This window comes from Sphingopyxis fribergensis, from assembly GCF_000803645.1.
Lineage (GTDB): Bacteria > Pseudomonadota > Alphaproteobacteria > Sphingomonadales > Sphingomonadaceae > Sphingopyxis > Sphingopyxis fribergensis.
This window is the reverse complement of the sequence record NZ_CP009122.1, coordinates 371899-386720: the sequence shown is the minus strand read 5'-3', so window position 1 is coordinate 386720 and position 14822 is coordinate 371899. Positions and strand designations below refer to the sequence as shown.

The 14822-nt window shown below is 62.4% G+C and carries 18 protein-coding genes; 5 read left to right on the top strand and 13 right to left on the bottom strand.

Going from position 1 to position 14822, the window contains the following annotated elements; translation table 11 throughout:
* Window positions 1-59 precede the first annotated feature (59 nt).
* Complete coding sequence (locus SKP52_RS01760) at window positions 60-386, top strand: hypothetical protein (RefSeq protein ID WP_039570996.1); 327 nt, start codon at window positions 60-62, stop codon at window positions 384-386.
* 150 nt (window positions 387-536) lie between these two features.
* Here SKP52_RS01760 and SKP52_RS01755 read toward each other — a convergent pair whose 3' ends face one another.
* From SKP52_RS01755 to SKP52_RS01740, 4 genes are all read right to left on the bottom strand, one after another.
* Window positions 537-1550 carry a DUF2493 domain-containing protein gene (locus SKP52_RS01755; RefSeq protein WP_039570992.1) on the bottom strand — a complete coding sequence of 338 codons (1014 nt, stop codon included), beginning with the start codon at window positions 1548-1550 and terminating at the stop codon, window positions 537-539.
* Between the two features lie 80 nt (window positions 1551-1630).
* Window positions 1631-2134, bottom strand: coding sequence for a DUF736 domain-containing protein (locus tag SKP52_RS01750; protein WP_039570989.1), 504 nt, complete (start codon window positions 2132-2134; stop codon window positions 1631-1633).
* A gap of 815 nt (window positions 2135-2949) precedes the next feature.
* Window positions 2950-3855 carry a DUF4238 domain-containing protein gene (locus tag SKP52_RS01745; protein ID WP_039570986.1) on the bottom strand — a complete coding sequence of 302 codons (906 nt, stop codon included), beginning with the start codon at window positions 3853-3855 and terminating at the stop codon, window positions 2950-2952.
* The gene (locus tag SKP52_RS01740; protein WP_228383789.1) at window positions 3852-4391 is read right to left on the bottom strand and encodes a hypothetical protein; all 540 of its coding nucleotides are present in this window, start codon (window positions 4389-4391) and stop codon (window positions 3852-3854) included. Before SKP52_RS01740 ends, SKP52_RS01745 begins: the two co-directional genes overlap by 4 nt.
* Before the next feature lie 132 nt (window positions 4392-4523).
* On the opposite strand from SKP52_RS01740, the gene SKP52_RS01735 reads away from it, so the two are divergent.
* Window positions 4524-5195 (top strand): ferritin family protein, encoded by a 672-nt coding sequence (locus tag SKP52_RS01735; protein ID WP_052207725.1) that lies wholly within the window; start codon window positions 4524-4526, stop codon window positions 5193-5195.
* A 284-nt stretch (window positions 5196-5479) separates the two neighbouring features.
* On the top strand, window positions 5480-6595 hold the full coding sequence (locus SKP52_RS24430) for a protein kinase domain-containing protein (protein ID WP_052207724.1): 1116 nt from the start codon (window positions 5480-5482) through the stop codon (window positions 6593-6595).
* 280 nt (window positions 6596-6875) lie between these two features.
* Here SKP52_RS24430 and SKP52_RS01725 read toward each other — a convergent pair whose 3' ends face one another.
* The 6 genes from SKP52_RS01725 to SKP52_RS01700 form a co-directional block, all read right to left on the bottom strand.
* A complete protein-coding gene (locus SKP52_RS01725; RefSeq protein WP_039570983.1) occupies window positions 6876-9227 on the bottom strand; it encodes a phospholipase D-like domain-containing protein in 2352 nt (783 codons plus the stop codon).
* Window positions 9224-10738 (bottom strand): hypothetical protein, encoded by a 1515-nt coding sequence (locus tag SKP52_RS01720; RefSeq protein ID WP_039570981.1) that lies wholly within the window; start codon window positions 10736-10738, stop codon window positions 9224-9226. The genes SKP52_RS01725 and SKP52_RS01720 overlap by 4 nt, the downstream gene beginning before the upstream one ends.
* A gap of 69 nt (window positions 10739-10807) precedes the next feature.
* Window positions 10808-11545: a YoaK family protein gene (locus SKP52_RS01715; protein WP_039570979.1), complete on the bottom strand. Its 738-nt coding sequence runs from the start codon at window positions 11543-11545 to the stop codon at window positions 10808-10810.
* A 7-nt stretch (window positions 11546-11552) separates the two neighbouring features.
* Window positions 11553-11855 carry a DUF167 domain-containing protein gene (locus SKP52_RS01710; RefSeq protein WP_039570977.1) on the bottom strand — a complete coding sequence of 101 codons (303 nt, stop codon included), beginning with the start codon at window positions 11853-11855 and terminating at the stop codon, window positions 11553-11555.
* Complete coding sequence (locus tag SKP52_RS01705; RefSeq protein WP_039570974.1) at window positions 11855-12163, bottom strand: alkylphosphonate utilization protein; 309 nt, start codon at window positions 12161-12163, stop codon at window positions 11855-11857. Before SKP52_RS01705 ends, SKP52_RS01710 begins: the two co-directional genes overlap by 1 nt.
* Before the next feature lie 21 nt (window positions 12164-12184).
* Window positions 12185-12448 carry a helix-turn-helix domain-containing protein gene (locus tag SKP52_RS01700; protein WP_039570972.1) on the bottom strand — a complete coding sequence of 88 codons (264 nt, stop codon included), beginning with the start codon at window positions 12446-12448 and terminating at the stop codon, window positions 12185-12187.
* Between the two features lie 168 nt (window positions 12449-12616).
* On the opposite strand from SKP52_RS01700, the gene SKP52_RS01695 reads away from it, so the two are divergent.
* Window positions 12617-12835, top strand: a complete 219-nt coding sequence (locus SKP52_RS01695; protein ID WP_039570970.1) for a hypothetical protein — start codon at window positions 12617-12619, stop codon at window positions 12833-12835.
* Window positions 12836-12968: 133 nt separating this feature from the next.
* On the opposite strand, the gene SKP52_RS01690 is transcribed toward SKP52_RS01695, so the two are convergent.
* Entirely contained in the window at window positions 12969-13172 is a 204-nt protein-coding gene (locus SKP52_RS01690; RefSeq protein WP_030539268.1) for a DUF5818 domain-containing protein, read from the bottom strand.
* A 145-nt stretch (window positions 13173-13317) separates the two neighbouring features.
* Here SKP52_RS01690 and SKP52_RS01685 point away from each other — a divergent pair, with 145 nt between their 5' ends.
* On the top strand, window positions 13318-13713 hold the full coding sequence (locus SKP52_RS01685; protein WP_039570967.1) for a hypothetical protein: 396 nt from the start codon (window positions 13318-13320) through the stop codon (window positions 13711-13713).
* 94 nt (window positions 13714-13807) lie between these two features.
* Here the strand turns inward: SKP52_RS01685 and SKP52_RS01680 are convergent, their stop codons facing one another.
* Window positions 13808-14377, bottom strand: a complete 570-nt coding sequence (locus SKP52_RS01680) for a hypothetical protein (RefSeq protein WP_228383788.1) — start codon at window positions 14375-14377, stop codon at window positions 13808-13810.
* Window positions 14374-14610: a hypothetical protein gene (locus SKP52_RS27535; RefSeq protein ID WP_228383787.1), complete on the bottom strand. Its 237-nt coding sequence runs from the start codon at window positions 14608-14610 to the stop codon at window positions 14374-14376. The genes SKP52_RS01680 and SKP52_RS27535 overlap by 4 nt, the downstream gene beginning before the upstream one ends.
* Window positions 14611-14822: the final 212 nt, after the last annotated feature.

The window sequence follows — 14822 nt, the reverse complement described above, 5'->3', positions numbered from 1 at the left end:
TGGTCCTTGGTGGATAGTCGAGGGCGGCGGGCAGACCTCCTTGAGCAAGGAGTCTAAGAATGCCCAAGATGACGGAACGCGAACGGCTGGCGAAGATCGAGGCCGATCAGCAAAATCTTGCGCGGGAAGCCGAGACGATGCGGCGTGGATTGCGCGCCCATTATGGGAAGCTGGCGACGGAATTGCCGGTCGAACGCTTAAGCGAGCGCGAATTTCGCGACGTGCTGAGCCAAGCGATTCGGGTCGGCGGCGGCGTGGCGATTGCCGCGCTCAAGGGGCTGACGGCACAAGGCGTCCAGGCGGAACCGTCTGCGGGGTCGGCTCGCAAGCGCGCGGTTGTTCCTCCGGCTGGCGGTGATGACGCCTCAACGGCTGTGCATCCTTAGCGGAAAGGGGAGCGACGTTGGCGGGCGGCACGCCCGGCAAAAGGAGCGGCGCGGGGAAAACCGTTCGGGTTTCCCCCGCTCGTGCCAAAGGCACGACAAGGGGCCGGGAGCGGTTGCCCGCCCCCGGCCCTTCTCTTGGTGGCTTCGCGATCAGGCCGCTATGACGCGGCGCTTCTTTTTGATCGGGACATCGGGCGCCTGATCTGCCCGCATGAAAACATGGGTCGGGACGCGGTGGCCCTTCTCCGGGTTGAACAGGTCATAGAGGCTCGACTGGATGCCCGACCCTTCGCATAGCAACGCCTCGACGGGCATAAGCTCGGCAATGTTGCGATTGCGCCGGAAGGCTTTGCCGTTGCCGCGCCCATAAAGGCCGAACGCGATGCAGACCACGCCCCGTTGCGCTGCCCATGCGGCGGCGGCTGCATCCACCCCAAGGCGCTGCCCGGTGGTGACAAGCACCATGTGAGGAATGCGCGTTCTGATCTGGTCGAGCCGTCCCCAGATAATCCGCCAATCGTGCCAGTCGGAAGGGCCGGATACGACGACGACGGGGCCTTGCGGGTCGTATCGGTCACGCTTTCGTTCGGACCTTGCGCGCAGGAAGTCGAGCGCCGAAATCTGACTGGCGGTGGTGACATGGGACGCGCGCGAACCCTTGGCGGGCGACCATGGGCGACCGGCATAGGCACGATACATCGCCGCCGCATAATCGCGCATGGCTTCCATGGCGGCGCGCTGTTCCGCGACCGATTGGCATTCAAGCTGGGTGTCTTCCAGTTCCTTGTTGAACACCTCGCCCGGTTCCAGACGGCGGGCCATATCGCGAATGGTATCGGCCAGCCTGTCCTCGCGGCCTTCCAGCTTGTTTGCGACGAAATGGAAGCTGTTGACGAAGCCCCATGCGAGTTCCGGGGCAAGCGGGTCCAGTCGGGTATCGCCTAGCAGGTCGAAGATGGCGGCGATGATGCCGCCGCATTCCGCCTGTGCCGCGAGCGGATCGGGCATGAAATGTTCGGCCGGTTCCTCGTCTGGCTCGATGATGGTGAGGGGCAAGGGGTCGCCGAACGATGCCACGAAATCGGGCGTGGCGATGGCTTCGGCATAGAGTTCCGGCAGGTCGGCAAAGCTGCTAACGCTGTGCAAGGCTGTTGGCTTGCTCATGGGATTCACTCCTTGTGACGGGATGACGGTTCAGGACCGGGGAAGCGTTCCAGCGCTCCCCCGGCCCGCCTCGGGTCGCCTTAGAAGGGCACCTCATCGTCAAGGCTGCGTCCGCCGCCGGTATATCCGCCGTCCGGTCCTGCGGTGCTGCCGCCGGAGAAACCGCCGCCGGTCCGTCCGCCGAAACCGCCAGCCCCGCCACCTTGGCGCTGACCGCTGCCCGACCTTCCGCCAAAGCCGCCGCCTTGGCTCTCGCGCTCGCGTTCGCGCCGCCACTGGACATCGAAGCCGTTCGTCTCGTCCCCAAACAGGGCGATGGGCAGCGGCTCGCGGAAGCTCGGATCGTCCACCATGCCGGACAGGAACACCTCGTCATTGGAGCGCATCTTGCGTTCCCAGACGACACCGATCTGGATTTCGTCGCCAGCGCGGTTCGTCTCGTAAATCTCATAGACGGGGGCGCTGTCGCTCTGTCGATCCTCGACGCGGCGCATGATAAGGTAGGGAAAGCGCATTTCGCGGGTGGCGATCTTGCCGATAATGTCGCTGGCGCGCTCGTCGAACTTGAAGCTACCGATCTTCATGACTTCATCCTTTCTCTGTGCTGTGGCTCGTTTCTCTTTCCCGGCCACATCTGAACCCTACCCCCTCCCCTCCATTACTTCCATGTCATTGATTTCTTGACAGAAATTCATCGTACCTGGTGAGCCTGAGCAAGAAACAGCCGCGCAGCGGCCAACAGACACAAAGACGCACCGGCCGCGTCAGCGGACGGTTCTGTTTGAATGGAAAGGGAGCGTGGACCGGCTGACAAGTCATCGCACCCGGAGCCGCCTTCGCAGGTCCGAAGGCGCAGGGCGGGGCTCTTGTCCGCAAGAAGCACGGGAGGGGCTCTAGCGAAGCTTGGCGAAAAGGGGCCGGCGCTTCTGTTGAAAACAGACAAACATCGCCGGCACCTTTTCGCCTAGCGTAGCTTTGTCCCGACGCAATTCTTGCGGACGAAACCCGTCCTGCAACGCACGGATCCTGCGAGGGCGGCGAAGGGGGTGATGGCTTGTCTGCTGGCTCCACGATCCGCATCGCGCGACTAGCGCGATTCCTTAGGCGAAGCCTGCATTGCGATGGTCGTGCCGGGCCTTCTGACGTCTCGGGAAGAATGCCTCCCCTGCCCGGCCTCCCCGCGGAAGGGATCGTTACGGCGTCAGCCGCCAAGACCCCAAAGGGGGCTTGGTCGGAGCGGAGCGGAGATAGAGCCCGGTGCCCGCTTCAGCGGGCATCCGCCCGACCTCGGGATGTCTATCCTGTCGTTTATCGCTCGGCGTGCAATCCCGAGATGCCCCGCTTTCACGACAAACCGGAGGCTTGCCCTAGTGCAATGCGCTGGATCGTGGTTGCCGGATCATCGCCCCGTGCCGAGCTTGCGCCATCGGGCACCATGGGTCGTGGACCGCTCGAAGCCATAGCCGGCCCACACAAGGTCGTCATCAAGATAGGGGTCGTTGGCGAGGAGGTAGCGAACCGTCATGCTGTTGCCATGCTGGACCAGATATTGCTGGTTGATCATGCGGGCCGCGTCAGGCGGCAGGGTAGAATTGCTGAACCCCGGCGGGCCACCGGCGATGATGAAGGCGCCACAATATCGATCGAGCGTGAGCCACCAGGTTCTCAGGTCGTTGAAGAAGGCGCCGAAGATAGATTGATGGCCCGGCGCCGAGATCATCAGCGTTGGGTTCGTCGATGTCCGCAAAGGGATCGGCGAATGGCAGACCATCACATTGATGGCGTCGGCGTCCTCGGGGATATTCGTGTCCATCGCGCCCTCGCGAAACAGGGCATGCGCATTGTCCGCGGATGCAGCGATCCATGCGTGCATCTCCTGCTCGTCCTCGCTCAAGTCGCCGTCGAGCGCGCCATCCGCGAAGCGGGCGGACTCAGCCTCTATGAAGCGCAAGGTCTCAAGGTTGCGACGTTGGAGGTGACGGGCGAAACCATAGATCGGTATCTTGTCGGTCTCAGCGAGACTGGTGCCGGCACCCTCGACGATCTTCCTCCAGGCCGGACTGTTGGAGAAGGGCGTCTCGATCATATGGTTGATCGGACCTTCGATCGACCCTGCGACCCCGTCCGCGACATAGTCGTGGATGGCGTCCTCATAGCCGATGCGATCGATGGATTTGCGGTCGATGGCGAGGATATCGCCATGTCGTTCGACCACGCGAACCTTTTTTGTATCGTCCGGGCAGGCAAAGCGACGGAGATAGAATTGCGGCACATAATGATGCCGCTTGGGCCTCTCGGCGGTCATTCTGGCGTTCCCTCGGCAGGGGGCGCAGCCCTGACCGATGCGGCCTGTGCGTCGATATCAAAGCCGTCGATCGAGAGGCCGACGATCATGTTGATGAAGGTCTTGGCCTCCGCGATCACCGCCTCGGCCTCCCCCTTGTTGCTGAAGGAACCTTGGTGGACGACGGCGTTGCGGACGGTGTTGATCTTGCCCGCCGAGCTGATCAGGGCGCGGGCGGTTGGGCTTGTCCGGGGGGTCGCGAAGAAAACGGGTACGAACAGGCGCTCGACCTTCAGTGGGAGACCATTTGCCCAACGGAGGAACTGGTCGATGATGGCTGCATCGAATTGGGTCTTCTTGCCCCACTCGGTGCGTACCGCATAATTGGCGGCGATTTCCGCAGCCGTGGCGCAGCGCACGATCGCCGCGGATGGTTCATCGCGCCCATGGAGCCCCGACAATTTTGTCCATTGGGACTGGAGTTTCTCAAGGTCGGTGCGCTCATTATAGGGCTTCCGCGAAGATTTCCGGTGGGCATCGCCTTTGGCACTCTTCACGCATTCCCCCTGTGTCTAATTGCACGCACCTCTATCGCATCGTCGTCACCACGGCGAGGTCTTGATGACTTGCAACTATGGGAGAAAGCTTCACCTTTTGGGAGGCGCGAGGAAGCGCGCAAGAGGATTGTGATGATGTCGACGGCGGAGCAGTTACCCAGGATCTTTCAGGCCAATCTCGGGCGGTTCTTCGATCGCGTGATCTTGCCCGTCATGGACAAGCTGCCGTCCCATGCGGAGCTTGAGACCGGGGAGGCCGATAGCCTTGATCAGTTTCTCGATCGGGCGGTGGCGCAGGTCGACAATTATACTGCCAATGAGGCGGCCAAGGCGTTTGTCCTTACCCTCGCCGGTTTGTTCGAGCGACAAATGAGCCGCTGGGCGCGCGCGACGGAGGATGCGGGGGGTGCCGACATGAGCAGACTCACCGGCTTTGAACCTTTGGTTGCGGGCTGCGCCGGGCAGGCCGGTATCGATCTTGCGGCTGATGGTCTTGGCGAGGCTCTGACGGAGATGTTCGTGGTTGCCAATGTCGTGCGTCATGGAGAGGGGCGATCCTGTGAAAGGCTGCGCGCGCTTGCCCCGCACCTCTGGGATGAGGAGTCTGTCGACTATCACGATCTCCTCCCCGGAACGCCGGTGGCAAGTGAACATGTGCGCATCCGGCAAGCGGACCTTGAGCGCTATACCCGGGCCACGACGCGGTTCTGGGGCTTGGCCGATCCCCTTCCCCTGGCGGTGACGAACCCGCTTTATGGGCAGTGTCTCAGTTCGGATTTTGGTGATCGCGCGGCTCCAGTCTGACCGCGTTCGTGGTAGAGATTGGGGCTTTGCTGCGGGACAGCTGGGGGATTGGAATGGTTGAGAACCGCGGGGGCATGGTGTCACAACCTCTCGGCGGTGACACTCGTAAAAATCGCAAGCCGCCGCCCAAGTCCGAGGCCCTCACCGCTTTGAACGTTGATTTATGCTCCGTGCGAAGATGAAGTTGTCGCAGCGTGCCTCCTGCGATAGCCAGTTCCTCTGCAACATGTGAAGGGGTGCGATACCCGGCGCGGAGCAGCAGATTTCCGACACGGGGGAGCCGTATGACGACTGATCGGGCGAGTATGTCTGCCTGCGCCGCCGAAGAAACCGAAATGACCAGTCTTCATGATATACCCCAGCCGCTGCGCGACGAGTTTATTGCGTTCCACGGTAAGGCCGAGACGGTTACCGGCCGCACCAGTGGTTTCGGCGGCGAGATCGTCTTCCTTGACAATGGGGAGCACGTCCGCCCCCGGTTCATTGCGGCCAAGTATCCGCGCAGGAAGTCGGACCAGTCGGCGCACGAAAGCGCAGAAGCGTTTCTCCGCGAGATGACGCTTCAGGCCAAGGCGCACTACCATCCCAACGTCCACTGGCCCTTTGAGATCGTCATGATCCTGAAGGTGCCCGTCGCGTACTTTAGGCGATGGGAGGGCGACCTGTCCGCCTTCATAGAGGACGAGCGGCTTGGCGACGAGGGACGCCTGTCGATCATGGTGCAGCTCGTCGCGGGGCTGGCGCACTGTCAGGTCCGCGGGCTCGTGCATCAGGACCTCAAGCCCGAGAACGTGTTCGTGCGAGACCTGCGTCGGGATTTCGAGCTACCGGAGGGTGACGTCTGGCTCCGTCCGCTCGTCGCCGATTTCGGCAGCGTCAACCTGGCGGCCGAGATCGCCGAGTTTTGCGGGTCGCGACCCTATATGGCTCCCGAGCAGTGGGGCGCGACAATTCTTAGCGAGCGGACCAACGTTTTCGCGGTCGGCATAATGCTCCACGAACTGATGACGCGCGGCGTGCACCCGATCGGAACCCACGGAGGGGACTGGCATCGGCGGATCAACCCCGGCTTCAACCGGTGGCAGGACAATGACCGCTGGCGCGCCTGGATCAGGCGTGGCTGCCCCATTGCGGATCCGCTTCCAGACGCCGGGTTGGCCGCGATCGTCGAGGCATGCCTTGCGGTCGAGCCGGGTGCGCGTCCGAGCCTCGGTGATCTTCGGGATCGCCTTCTGGGCGCTCTGTTCGCACGATCCAATTTCGCGGGGTCGCAGGTGGATCTCTTCCTGAGGACCGCAGAGCGCGAAGCGGATGGGGAAGAATGGGCGCATCTGAAAAGTCGTCTGTCCCGTCTTTCCCGGGCGATCGACGAGGAGTTTTCGGGAGAGGTGGCGCGGTAGGTCGTGATGTCATGGCGGGATCGAAGCGCGGCGGACCGGTCAGGCCGGAGAGTCGATTGCACGGATCGACGGTGGTCAAATCGGCGGTGGCGAGTTCGTGGCGTAGCCTGAGGAGTCTTCAGACCAGGGCTTTGACGGGATCGGCTGGGACAGCCGGATTTTCAGCCGCTATCATGCCGCGCAGACCATCGACGGCGATCAGGTGATCCTGCTCCATGGCGAGGCGGTGTCCGAATGGTTTGCGCTTGGGGCTTGGGACTTCAAGAACAGCAGGCTCCCTTTATGGCTGGGGCACATCGAGCCGAACAGCGATCGGATCAAGGCCGAGTCTGATCCCGATTGACTGGTCAAGTCCCGCACGAATGGCGGCGGCGATATCACCATTTAGCTCGTTTGATCTTAGACCGAGAAGGGAAACCACGCGTCGGCGCAGCTCGGGGATATATTTCACGAACTCGCGATCCTTACGCTGGTTCGGCAACAGCTTCTCGATCGCCTCAAGGCTCCATAATATGGTGATCCAGCATTCCATGAAATCGACCGGCATGGCGTCGAAATCGCGCGCGAGCATGACGCGCCGAATCGCGGGCTTCCCGCCGCAGAAGAAGGCGACAAGGACGCGCACGATGAAGCGTGGCCAGCCAAGGAGGGCGCTGGATGTATCAAGGCCCCTCGGCAGATCAGGGCATCTGGCTTTGTACAGGAGGAACAGAATCCAGTAGCGCAGCCGCAACACGTCGCTTGAGCCGAGTGCTTCTTCGCCGGTTTCCAGCCCTTCGGTATAGCCGAGAATATGCCGCTCATAGAGCCGGGCATCGACCGGCGCTGGCGCGACCGATGGCTTGTCGGTGTCGCGAGGCTCAATCTTGTCAGCGTTCCGGTCATCATCGCGGCCGGTGTCGACCTGTTCGTCCGAGAGGTCATCGAAAGCTGTGTCGTCGTCTTCGGCGTAGCGATCTGCTTGAGGACCGCGGCCGGAGAGCAGATTGAGGAAGTCGCGAATCGTGTCGCTATAGGTGCCGGCAAGACTGTTATCGCCCGCCCCGGCGGAGCGGCCTGCGCCGAGGCGTGCCTGGGTGAACTCGTCATAGCTTAAGGGAACGGGCGCCACCGGCTCGTCTGCGTTTTTGCGCGCCTGTGGTCGGGCAGCCGACAGGCCACGTGGCTGCGTCACAGACTCGAAGTCCGCGCGCACAAGGGTCTCAAATGCCTGATGCATCCAGAGATCGAAATCAGCGCCGTCGGTGAAAGGCGCGAGCGCGCGGGCAACGCTACCGCTCGCTACCTCCCGGCGCCGGACGCGCAGCCCCTCTCGATGGGTGATATGGGCGAGAGTCGAGATGATGTCGCCCGTGGTCAGGCGAGCGAAGCACAGGGATTTGTGCAATGCCGGCTCTACCGGCGCGCGCCGCCGGCCATCGATCTGGATGAAGGATGTCACCGGGATCGTCCCGATCATGCGGGCGGACCGGTCGAGCAACTGGATATCTCCAGCCCCGATGCCTGCTCTCGACGGTGTCCAGATGAGCTGGCCCTGATCGAGTTCGAAGGTGCCGGGTTGCAGGGCTTCGATGGTATCGAGTGGAATCGGGGATGTCACGATCGGTGGTGACAGGTCGGAAAGCTTGATCGGCTCAGCCTCGGTCCAGCGTTCAAGGCCCAACGCTTGTCCTGCTGCGCCGGCGGGAAGCCTGCGATAGATGCAGGCTTCGGCATTGGCGCCTGGCGTTCCTGCTGATCCGAGGGCGGCGCTGGTGCAGTTGGCGCTGCCGAAAAGGATATGGTCGTGATCAGCGGTCGAGGCGATGATGATCTTGGCGTGCGTGAAGCGCCGGGATGGCCACTGAAGATCGACGATCGTCGCTTTCCTGGCAAAGCGTGCATCGACCGGGAATTCATGATGGTTGCGGTCGATCGGCAGGATGATCCGGGGCGGGGAGAGGCGCTTCGAGAGATCGGCCAGCGCAGCGAGATCATGGTCCCAATAGGGACTGATTACGGTTAGCGTCTGGACCTTCGCGCCCTGGATCAGCGACACGAACCGGTCTGCAATTCCCGTGTCGCCAGGCCCATGGAGGAAAGCGATGCCGGTCCCATCCAGTTCGTGCACGGCATCCCCTGCTGGCCCGCCGAGCCAGGTCGCACGCTCTTGCGTCCAGCGCAGCGCGTCGCGTGCCGGAGAACTGGCGGCGGGCACGAGTGCGTCGAGATAGCGCCAGATAGAGCGAATGATGTCCCGCTCGGGGCTGTCCATGTTCTTGCATTCGATCTCGACAGCGATTTCGGCGTTGCCGGCAAGGCCTGATGCGGTGAGGTTGGCGGAACTGACGATCGCCCGGGCGCTTTCCCGGCCAATTTGCAGGATGATTTTCGGGTGAAAAATGCCGTTGGCGGCAGGCGGGCTGTAGAGCGCATAGTCGCGACCAAGGGCGGCAGGAAGGGCTGAGCCTTCCGAAAGCGCGAGCGCGGTCATGCGCGCGTCGGTCAGAAGGAGGAGGTTCGTAGCTCCGCTGGCCATGAGCTGCGGCAGCAGGATTTCCTCGACCGCAGCGAACTCCAGGGCAAAGCTGGTGGCGATTGCACTGTGGAAAGGGCGGCCGCTGCGGCGACCCAGACGATCGGGGAGCTTCATCGGCTGGTGTCTCGCGCCGCCAGACCGAGCGCCGTCAGGCCATCATCGTCGAGGAGATGGATGTCAGCGAGAAACTGGATCGCGGATGCAAGTCGCGGTGTGGTGGCGACCGGCTGGTAGGCGGCGAGATAGACGAAACGCCCCTCTTGCTGCTCGAACAGGAACGTATAATCGCCCTGTCGCCGCAGTTTCTGCATGGCTACATGGCTATGCCGCCTGATGATGCGCTCGATCATATAGTCGGCGATAAGCGTGGCGATGCGCTCCCCTTCCCTATCTTCGAGCCATGATATTTCTGTACGCAGCGAGTGGGCCATCCCGCGGTCGGGCAGACCTTGCGCGGCGGCAGCAGCGAGATCGGGACGGTCGAGGAGACGCTGATGAAGCGCAGCAATCAGCAGGCATGCGCTGATGGCCTTGTCGGCGGCGGCGCCGCGTGCGCCGGTGAGTTCGTCCCACATCTCGGCATAATCGAAGGTATGTGGATCGAGGCCGAGTCGCAGCGCGCGCCAACTCAGGTCTGGATGGGGCTCATCCAGCGTTTCCAGATGGGTGAGGATATCAGCGCGGATCTCAGTAAGCGACTTGCCTTGAGCCTCGGCGTTGATGATCGCTATGCCCCATGCGAGCAGTGCGGCGCATGCTACCTGCATCATGTCCTGGCATTGATAGGCTTCCCAGGCGAGCCGCTGTGTTTCGAGGCTGGAAGAAAGGGCCGGCTCGGGTGGATCGAAAAGATGCCAGCGGACCTGTTCGGGGCTTGGCCACTCCTCTTGCGTGAAAGCGGTTTCGAGGATGAGGTCGAGCGATGCCGCGCGGCTCGGCCCTGACTTGCTCGCGTCATCGGATCGGGCGAAGAGCAGTGTTTCGTAGAAAGTCCGCTCCTCGCTTTCTTCCGCGATCTGCGAAGGTGCGATGGGTTGAAGCCGGTCGAGTTCGCGCAGGCTTACCTTGGCGTCGACGATCTTCTGTCGCAGGAGTCTGGCGAGGTCCGGTCCGATCGCGTCGGCAAACAGGGAGGCCGCGCGACGGCCGAGATCCTTGGTGGCGACCTGGATGCCGTGGCGGTTCTCGGTGAAGAGGTTCATTTCGGCCATCTGGCTGTAATAGGCGCCGCCGAAGACGCCGAGCGACTGGCGAAGATAGCGTTCCTGCGCGGGATCGGTCGAGGCGGCGGCTTCAAAGTCGATCACGCGTCCCGAGGTCGCGAGGCGGCGATTGGCCCATTCGATACCGCCGACGCCGGTTTCACCCGTCCGTGCTGACACGAGGGCGTAGAGTGCCTCGGCGCGGCGCACCCAGGTGCGCCAGGCTTCGAAGTCGCTGGTCGCGTCCCGGCGGGCATAGGTTTCGCTGACCCAGCAATAATAGCCATAGTAGCGCATGCGCAGCGTGACGTTGCTGATGCCTGGGAGCAGTGATTGATAGAGCAGCACGCCGCTATTCTGCATGCCGAGCGGGTCGAGCCCGCGCTTTTCGGCTTTTTCGGTCCATTGTGGCAGCAGGATCATCGGCCCTCGGTGATTGTTCGGGCCAGTGGCCTCATTTCACCATAGTAATGAGCGGTGAAGTAATGGTGATCAATCGAGCGGATCATTTTGCGGGACAATCTGGCCGGCACGTCGCATCGAGGTTGCCGCGATGGTTGCGAGAACCAGGCCTGCAATCACGAAACAGAGGTCGCCGACGATGCGCCACGCCAGCACCCCCGCGACTCCGCCGAGCAGGAAGGACAGCACCGTACCCGTGTGAAGGCTCAATCGGGTTGTAATTTCTCCGCGATCCGCAGGGCCAGCCTTGCCGCGAAGGATATCGAGCATCCTGGCTAGTCCGATGCCGATGTCCGTGGCCATGCCCGATACATGAGTGGTGCGCACCCGCGCGTTCGAAATATGGGTAACGATGGCGTTCTGCTGCCCCATGAGGAAAGCGAGGCCGACGATCAGCATCGGCACGCCTGTGGAGCGATCGAGCGCCATCCGCGCAAGACCGAGCGCGGCAAGAAGAGCGGCTTCGACCAGGATCACGCGGGCGTAGATGGTGCCGATCCCGCGCCGCAGGCCTGAGCCGATCGCGAGTGTCGAAACCATGGAGCCGATGATGAAGGACAGGACTATGGCGAGATAGCCAAGAGCATGCCCCCATTGTCCCATCGCGAGCAGGCTGGAGAGGGCGGACACATTTCCGGTCATGTTGGCGGAGAAGAAGCCGACCTCGTGAAAGGCGGCCGCATTGAGTCCGCCAGCCACCCACGCCAGCGCGAAGGCGAGCTTGCGGTCCAGCCGACTGTCGCGTGCGTCACCCTGGCGGATCAGCATTCCGCGATCATCCGCGCGGCGGCCCGATACGCATGACTTTGGTGCGGCCTGTCTCGCCGCGAAGGATCTGGATCGAAGAGACGGGTTGTCCCAGGGCGTCGGCGAGAAGGCGCAGGATCGCTTCATTGGCCTTGCCACTCTCGGCTGTGGCCGTTGTGCGCACGAGAAGTTCCAGGCCCCCGGCTTGCGATGGCAGCAGGATTGCGTCGGCCGAGGCATTTGGCGTGGCGCGGAGCGCGAGACGTCCTTCGCGGTCCGCCAGCGCGCGGATTTCGATCGCAGAGGGCATCGGGATCCGGCGTCGCGCCATCAGCGCTTGCGAACGAACTCGGCGCGCAGCACGAGGCCTTTGATGCCGTCGAACTTACAATCGATTTCCTGGGCGTCACCGGTCAGGCGGATCGCCTTGATGAGCGTTCCGCGCTTGAGCGTCTGACCAGCGCCTTTGACGTCGAGATCCTTGATGAGTGTCACCTGATCGCCATCGGCGAGAAGGTTGCCGACAGCATCCCGGACTTCCGGCTGAACGGCGGCGTGCTGGCGCTGGGCAAGTTCGGAAGGTGGCAACCATTCGCCACTTTCCTCATCATAGACATAATCTTCGTTGGTATCGGTCATCTGTCCTTGTCCCTTGGTCAGTCACTGTTGGCCGGCGACAGCTTGGCGCAAGCGCACACCCCGTCCCCCGGTCTGGCTGGTCGCATTCTCGCCGATCAACTCGACACCTGCGCGTTCAAGCGCTGTGACGACCTTGACCAGCGTTTCCACGACACCCCGCACCTGTCCGTCCGACGCTTCCATCCGCTGGATCGTGGGAAGCGATACCTTTGCCAGTTCCGCCAGCCGTTTCTGGTCGATGCCGAGCAACGCGCGTGCCGCGCGCATCTGCTGTGAGGTGATCATGCTGCGTTTATGATGTATATTGCATCACATTTCAATCTTACACCATCATTATCCATATGCTATACCCAAGCCGACCGGAAACTTGGAATATGGCAGACGTGATCTCGTGATGAACATCGCAATGACGCGGATCGACAGATTCGGCGGCGCTCGGCGCGTGATGGTGCGATGAAGACGGGCAAGCGGATCAGGGGCTTTTTCCTCCTCCAGAATATGATGCTGAAGGATTTCGTCCGGGAGGGAAGCGCGCGGCAGGCGCTTGGGCGGGAGGAGGTCGATCGACTTTGCCGGCTGGAGGCGCTCAACGCTGCCGAGCTTCAGAGATGGGAGCAGGATGTCTTCACGGCCGGTGGCCAGCCGACGTTTCGGCAGAGAGGCGGCGGGTAAGGAGGCCTGCTCGTGCCGCGCGAACGAACTCGGCGCTGTCTTGCTCGCTTACCGTCAGCGAGCGATTTCAGAGGCGGTTACAGGATCGGGCTGATTTGAGGCATAGTTCCCCTCTTACCGGACCATCCGGCCATCAGGCCGGACCGATCCACAGCAATTCGAGGATGCTTGCTCCGCGCTGCCAGGCCTCGACCCGAACCCGTCGATCCTGATGCGTCCGAAGATCCGCGTCTGTCTGAAGGCGCCAGAGAGGCCCCTCCTCGACCTCCAGAAAAGGGCCACGCTCGTTGAGGCGCAGTATCCCGTGCAATCGCAGCGGCGCCTTGCTGTCAGTCATGGGCGACCGTCTCCATGATGGAGACTGCTAAAGGGGGGAATCGGCGAAAAAGACGGAACAGACATTGCCCCCCGCATGGCATAGGCGCGCTCAGGCTTGCAATCTTGTTCATTTTATGTTCTCAGATATACTGAGGAGCCATGCCATGATCCGCGATTATCTCGCCAGCTATGATTATAACTTGCCCCTGGACGATGCGGCGGTCGATCCAGACCTGCCGCTGGTTCGCCGCAGGCTGGCGAGCCTCGCGGCGAGCGAGGGTCTGGATGGCGGCTATTATGAGGCGCAGGAGATGGCCGAGGCGTTTCTCGATGCTGCCCGAGAGGCGAATGCGGGCATCGAGGCGGAGGACAGCCCTGCCCGTGTTCGCCTGCGTGATATTCTGGATCGCGACCTTGCCTATCAGCATGAGCTGTTCGATGAAGTTTGCCAACTGCCGTTGGCGGACGCAGCCGCGCATCTGGCCTGGCTTGCCGATTTGATGAAGCGGCGGGCCGACATGGCGCCGCCGATCGCGGCCGTGCTCGGCTATCGCCACTGACACGGACGTCTCCGGTATAATCGCGCCTTTGCCGCCTAACATCTTCGGCTTGTCCGCATATCTTGGCCTGGTGGCGGGGCGCGATACATGACGTTCAGGCGTGTCCCAGTCGGATCCCCCCCGAGTGAACTGTGCGTGCGTGCTCGGGGCCGAGCGTGCCGAGAAGTTTCAGCTGCGCGTCTGTGAGTTGTCCCTCAGTGGAATAGGCATCGATGGTATAGCTGCCCCGTGCGAAGGTGTCGGCCGATGGCGGTACCATGGCGGTGTAGGATTGTGGCCAGAAGCAGATGAGCAGCCAGGGCCAGTTCGGTGCCTGGGGCTCATAGCGGGCGAAGATGATGTCGTTGGTGCGCAGGGCAGACGGGCGCCGGTCGAGAAGAGCAGGCGCTACAAGGGTCATCCGTGGCTCGCACAGATATGCCTCGAACTCGTGCATCTCTGCGAGGCTTTCGAGGATGACGGGATAGTAACGGCCGAGTGCCAGACCTCCTCCCGAAAAACGAGGTGGGATGTCGATCAGCAGGACATCCGGCAAAGTCGGGAGTGGCCGGTGATAATAGAGCCTTCTGGCGGCCAGTTCATCGATAAGTCGCATCAGGAGAGTTTTTCGGTGATGCTCTTTGGCAGTCAACAACAGTCGCAGACAGATTGACGGTATCGTCATGCCGCGAGACGTTCGACACCGGCATTGAAGCGATCGATCCAGTCCCGCATCGTCGGGCGTTCGGCGAGCGGGATCTGGGCCGCGACGCTTTGGAAGTCGATCAGATCAACCGGGGCGCCGGCAATGATGGCGTCTATTTCGGAAGCGGGAAGAAGAGCGCGTTCGCGGATGAACCGGGTCATTGAGCCGGGGCGCTCACGCGTCGACGTCCGCCACAGGCCCTCGACCGTCACCAGGCGTGGGGCAGCGCGAGCCTCCACCAATATGATCAGACGAAGACACCAGCGCGGGAGGCTCATCAGCTCGCTGCTTTTCTGTGCGAGACAAAGCCAGCAAGCGGACTTGATCGGCACGGGCAGGCCCTCGGCGCGGATCCGTGCGATGCAGGCGTCGCGATCCCAGCCCCAGGCGCGTAAGGGGTAATGATAGTCGTACAGGTCGCTGA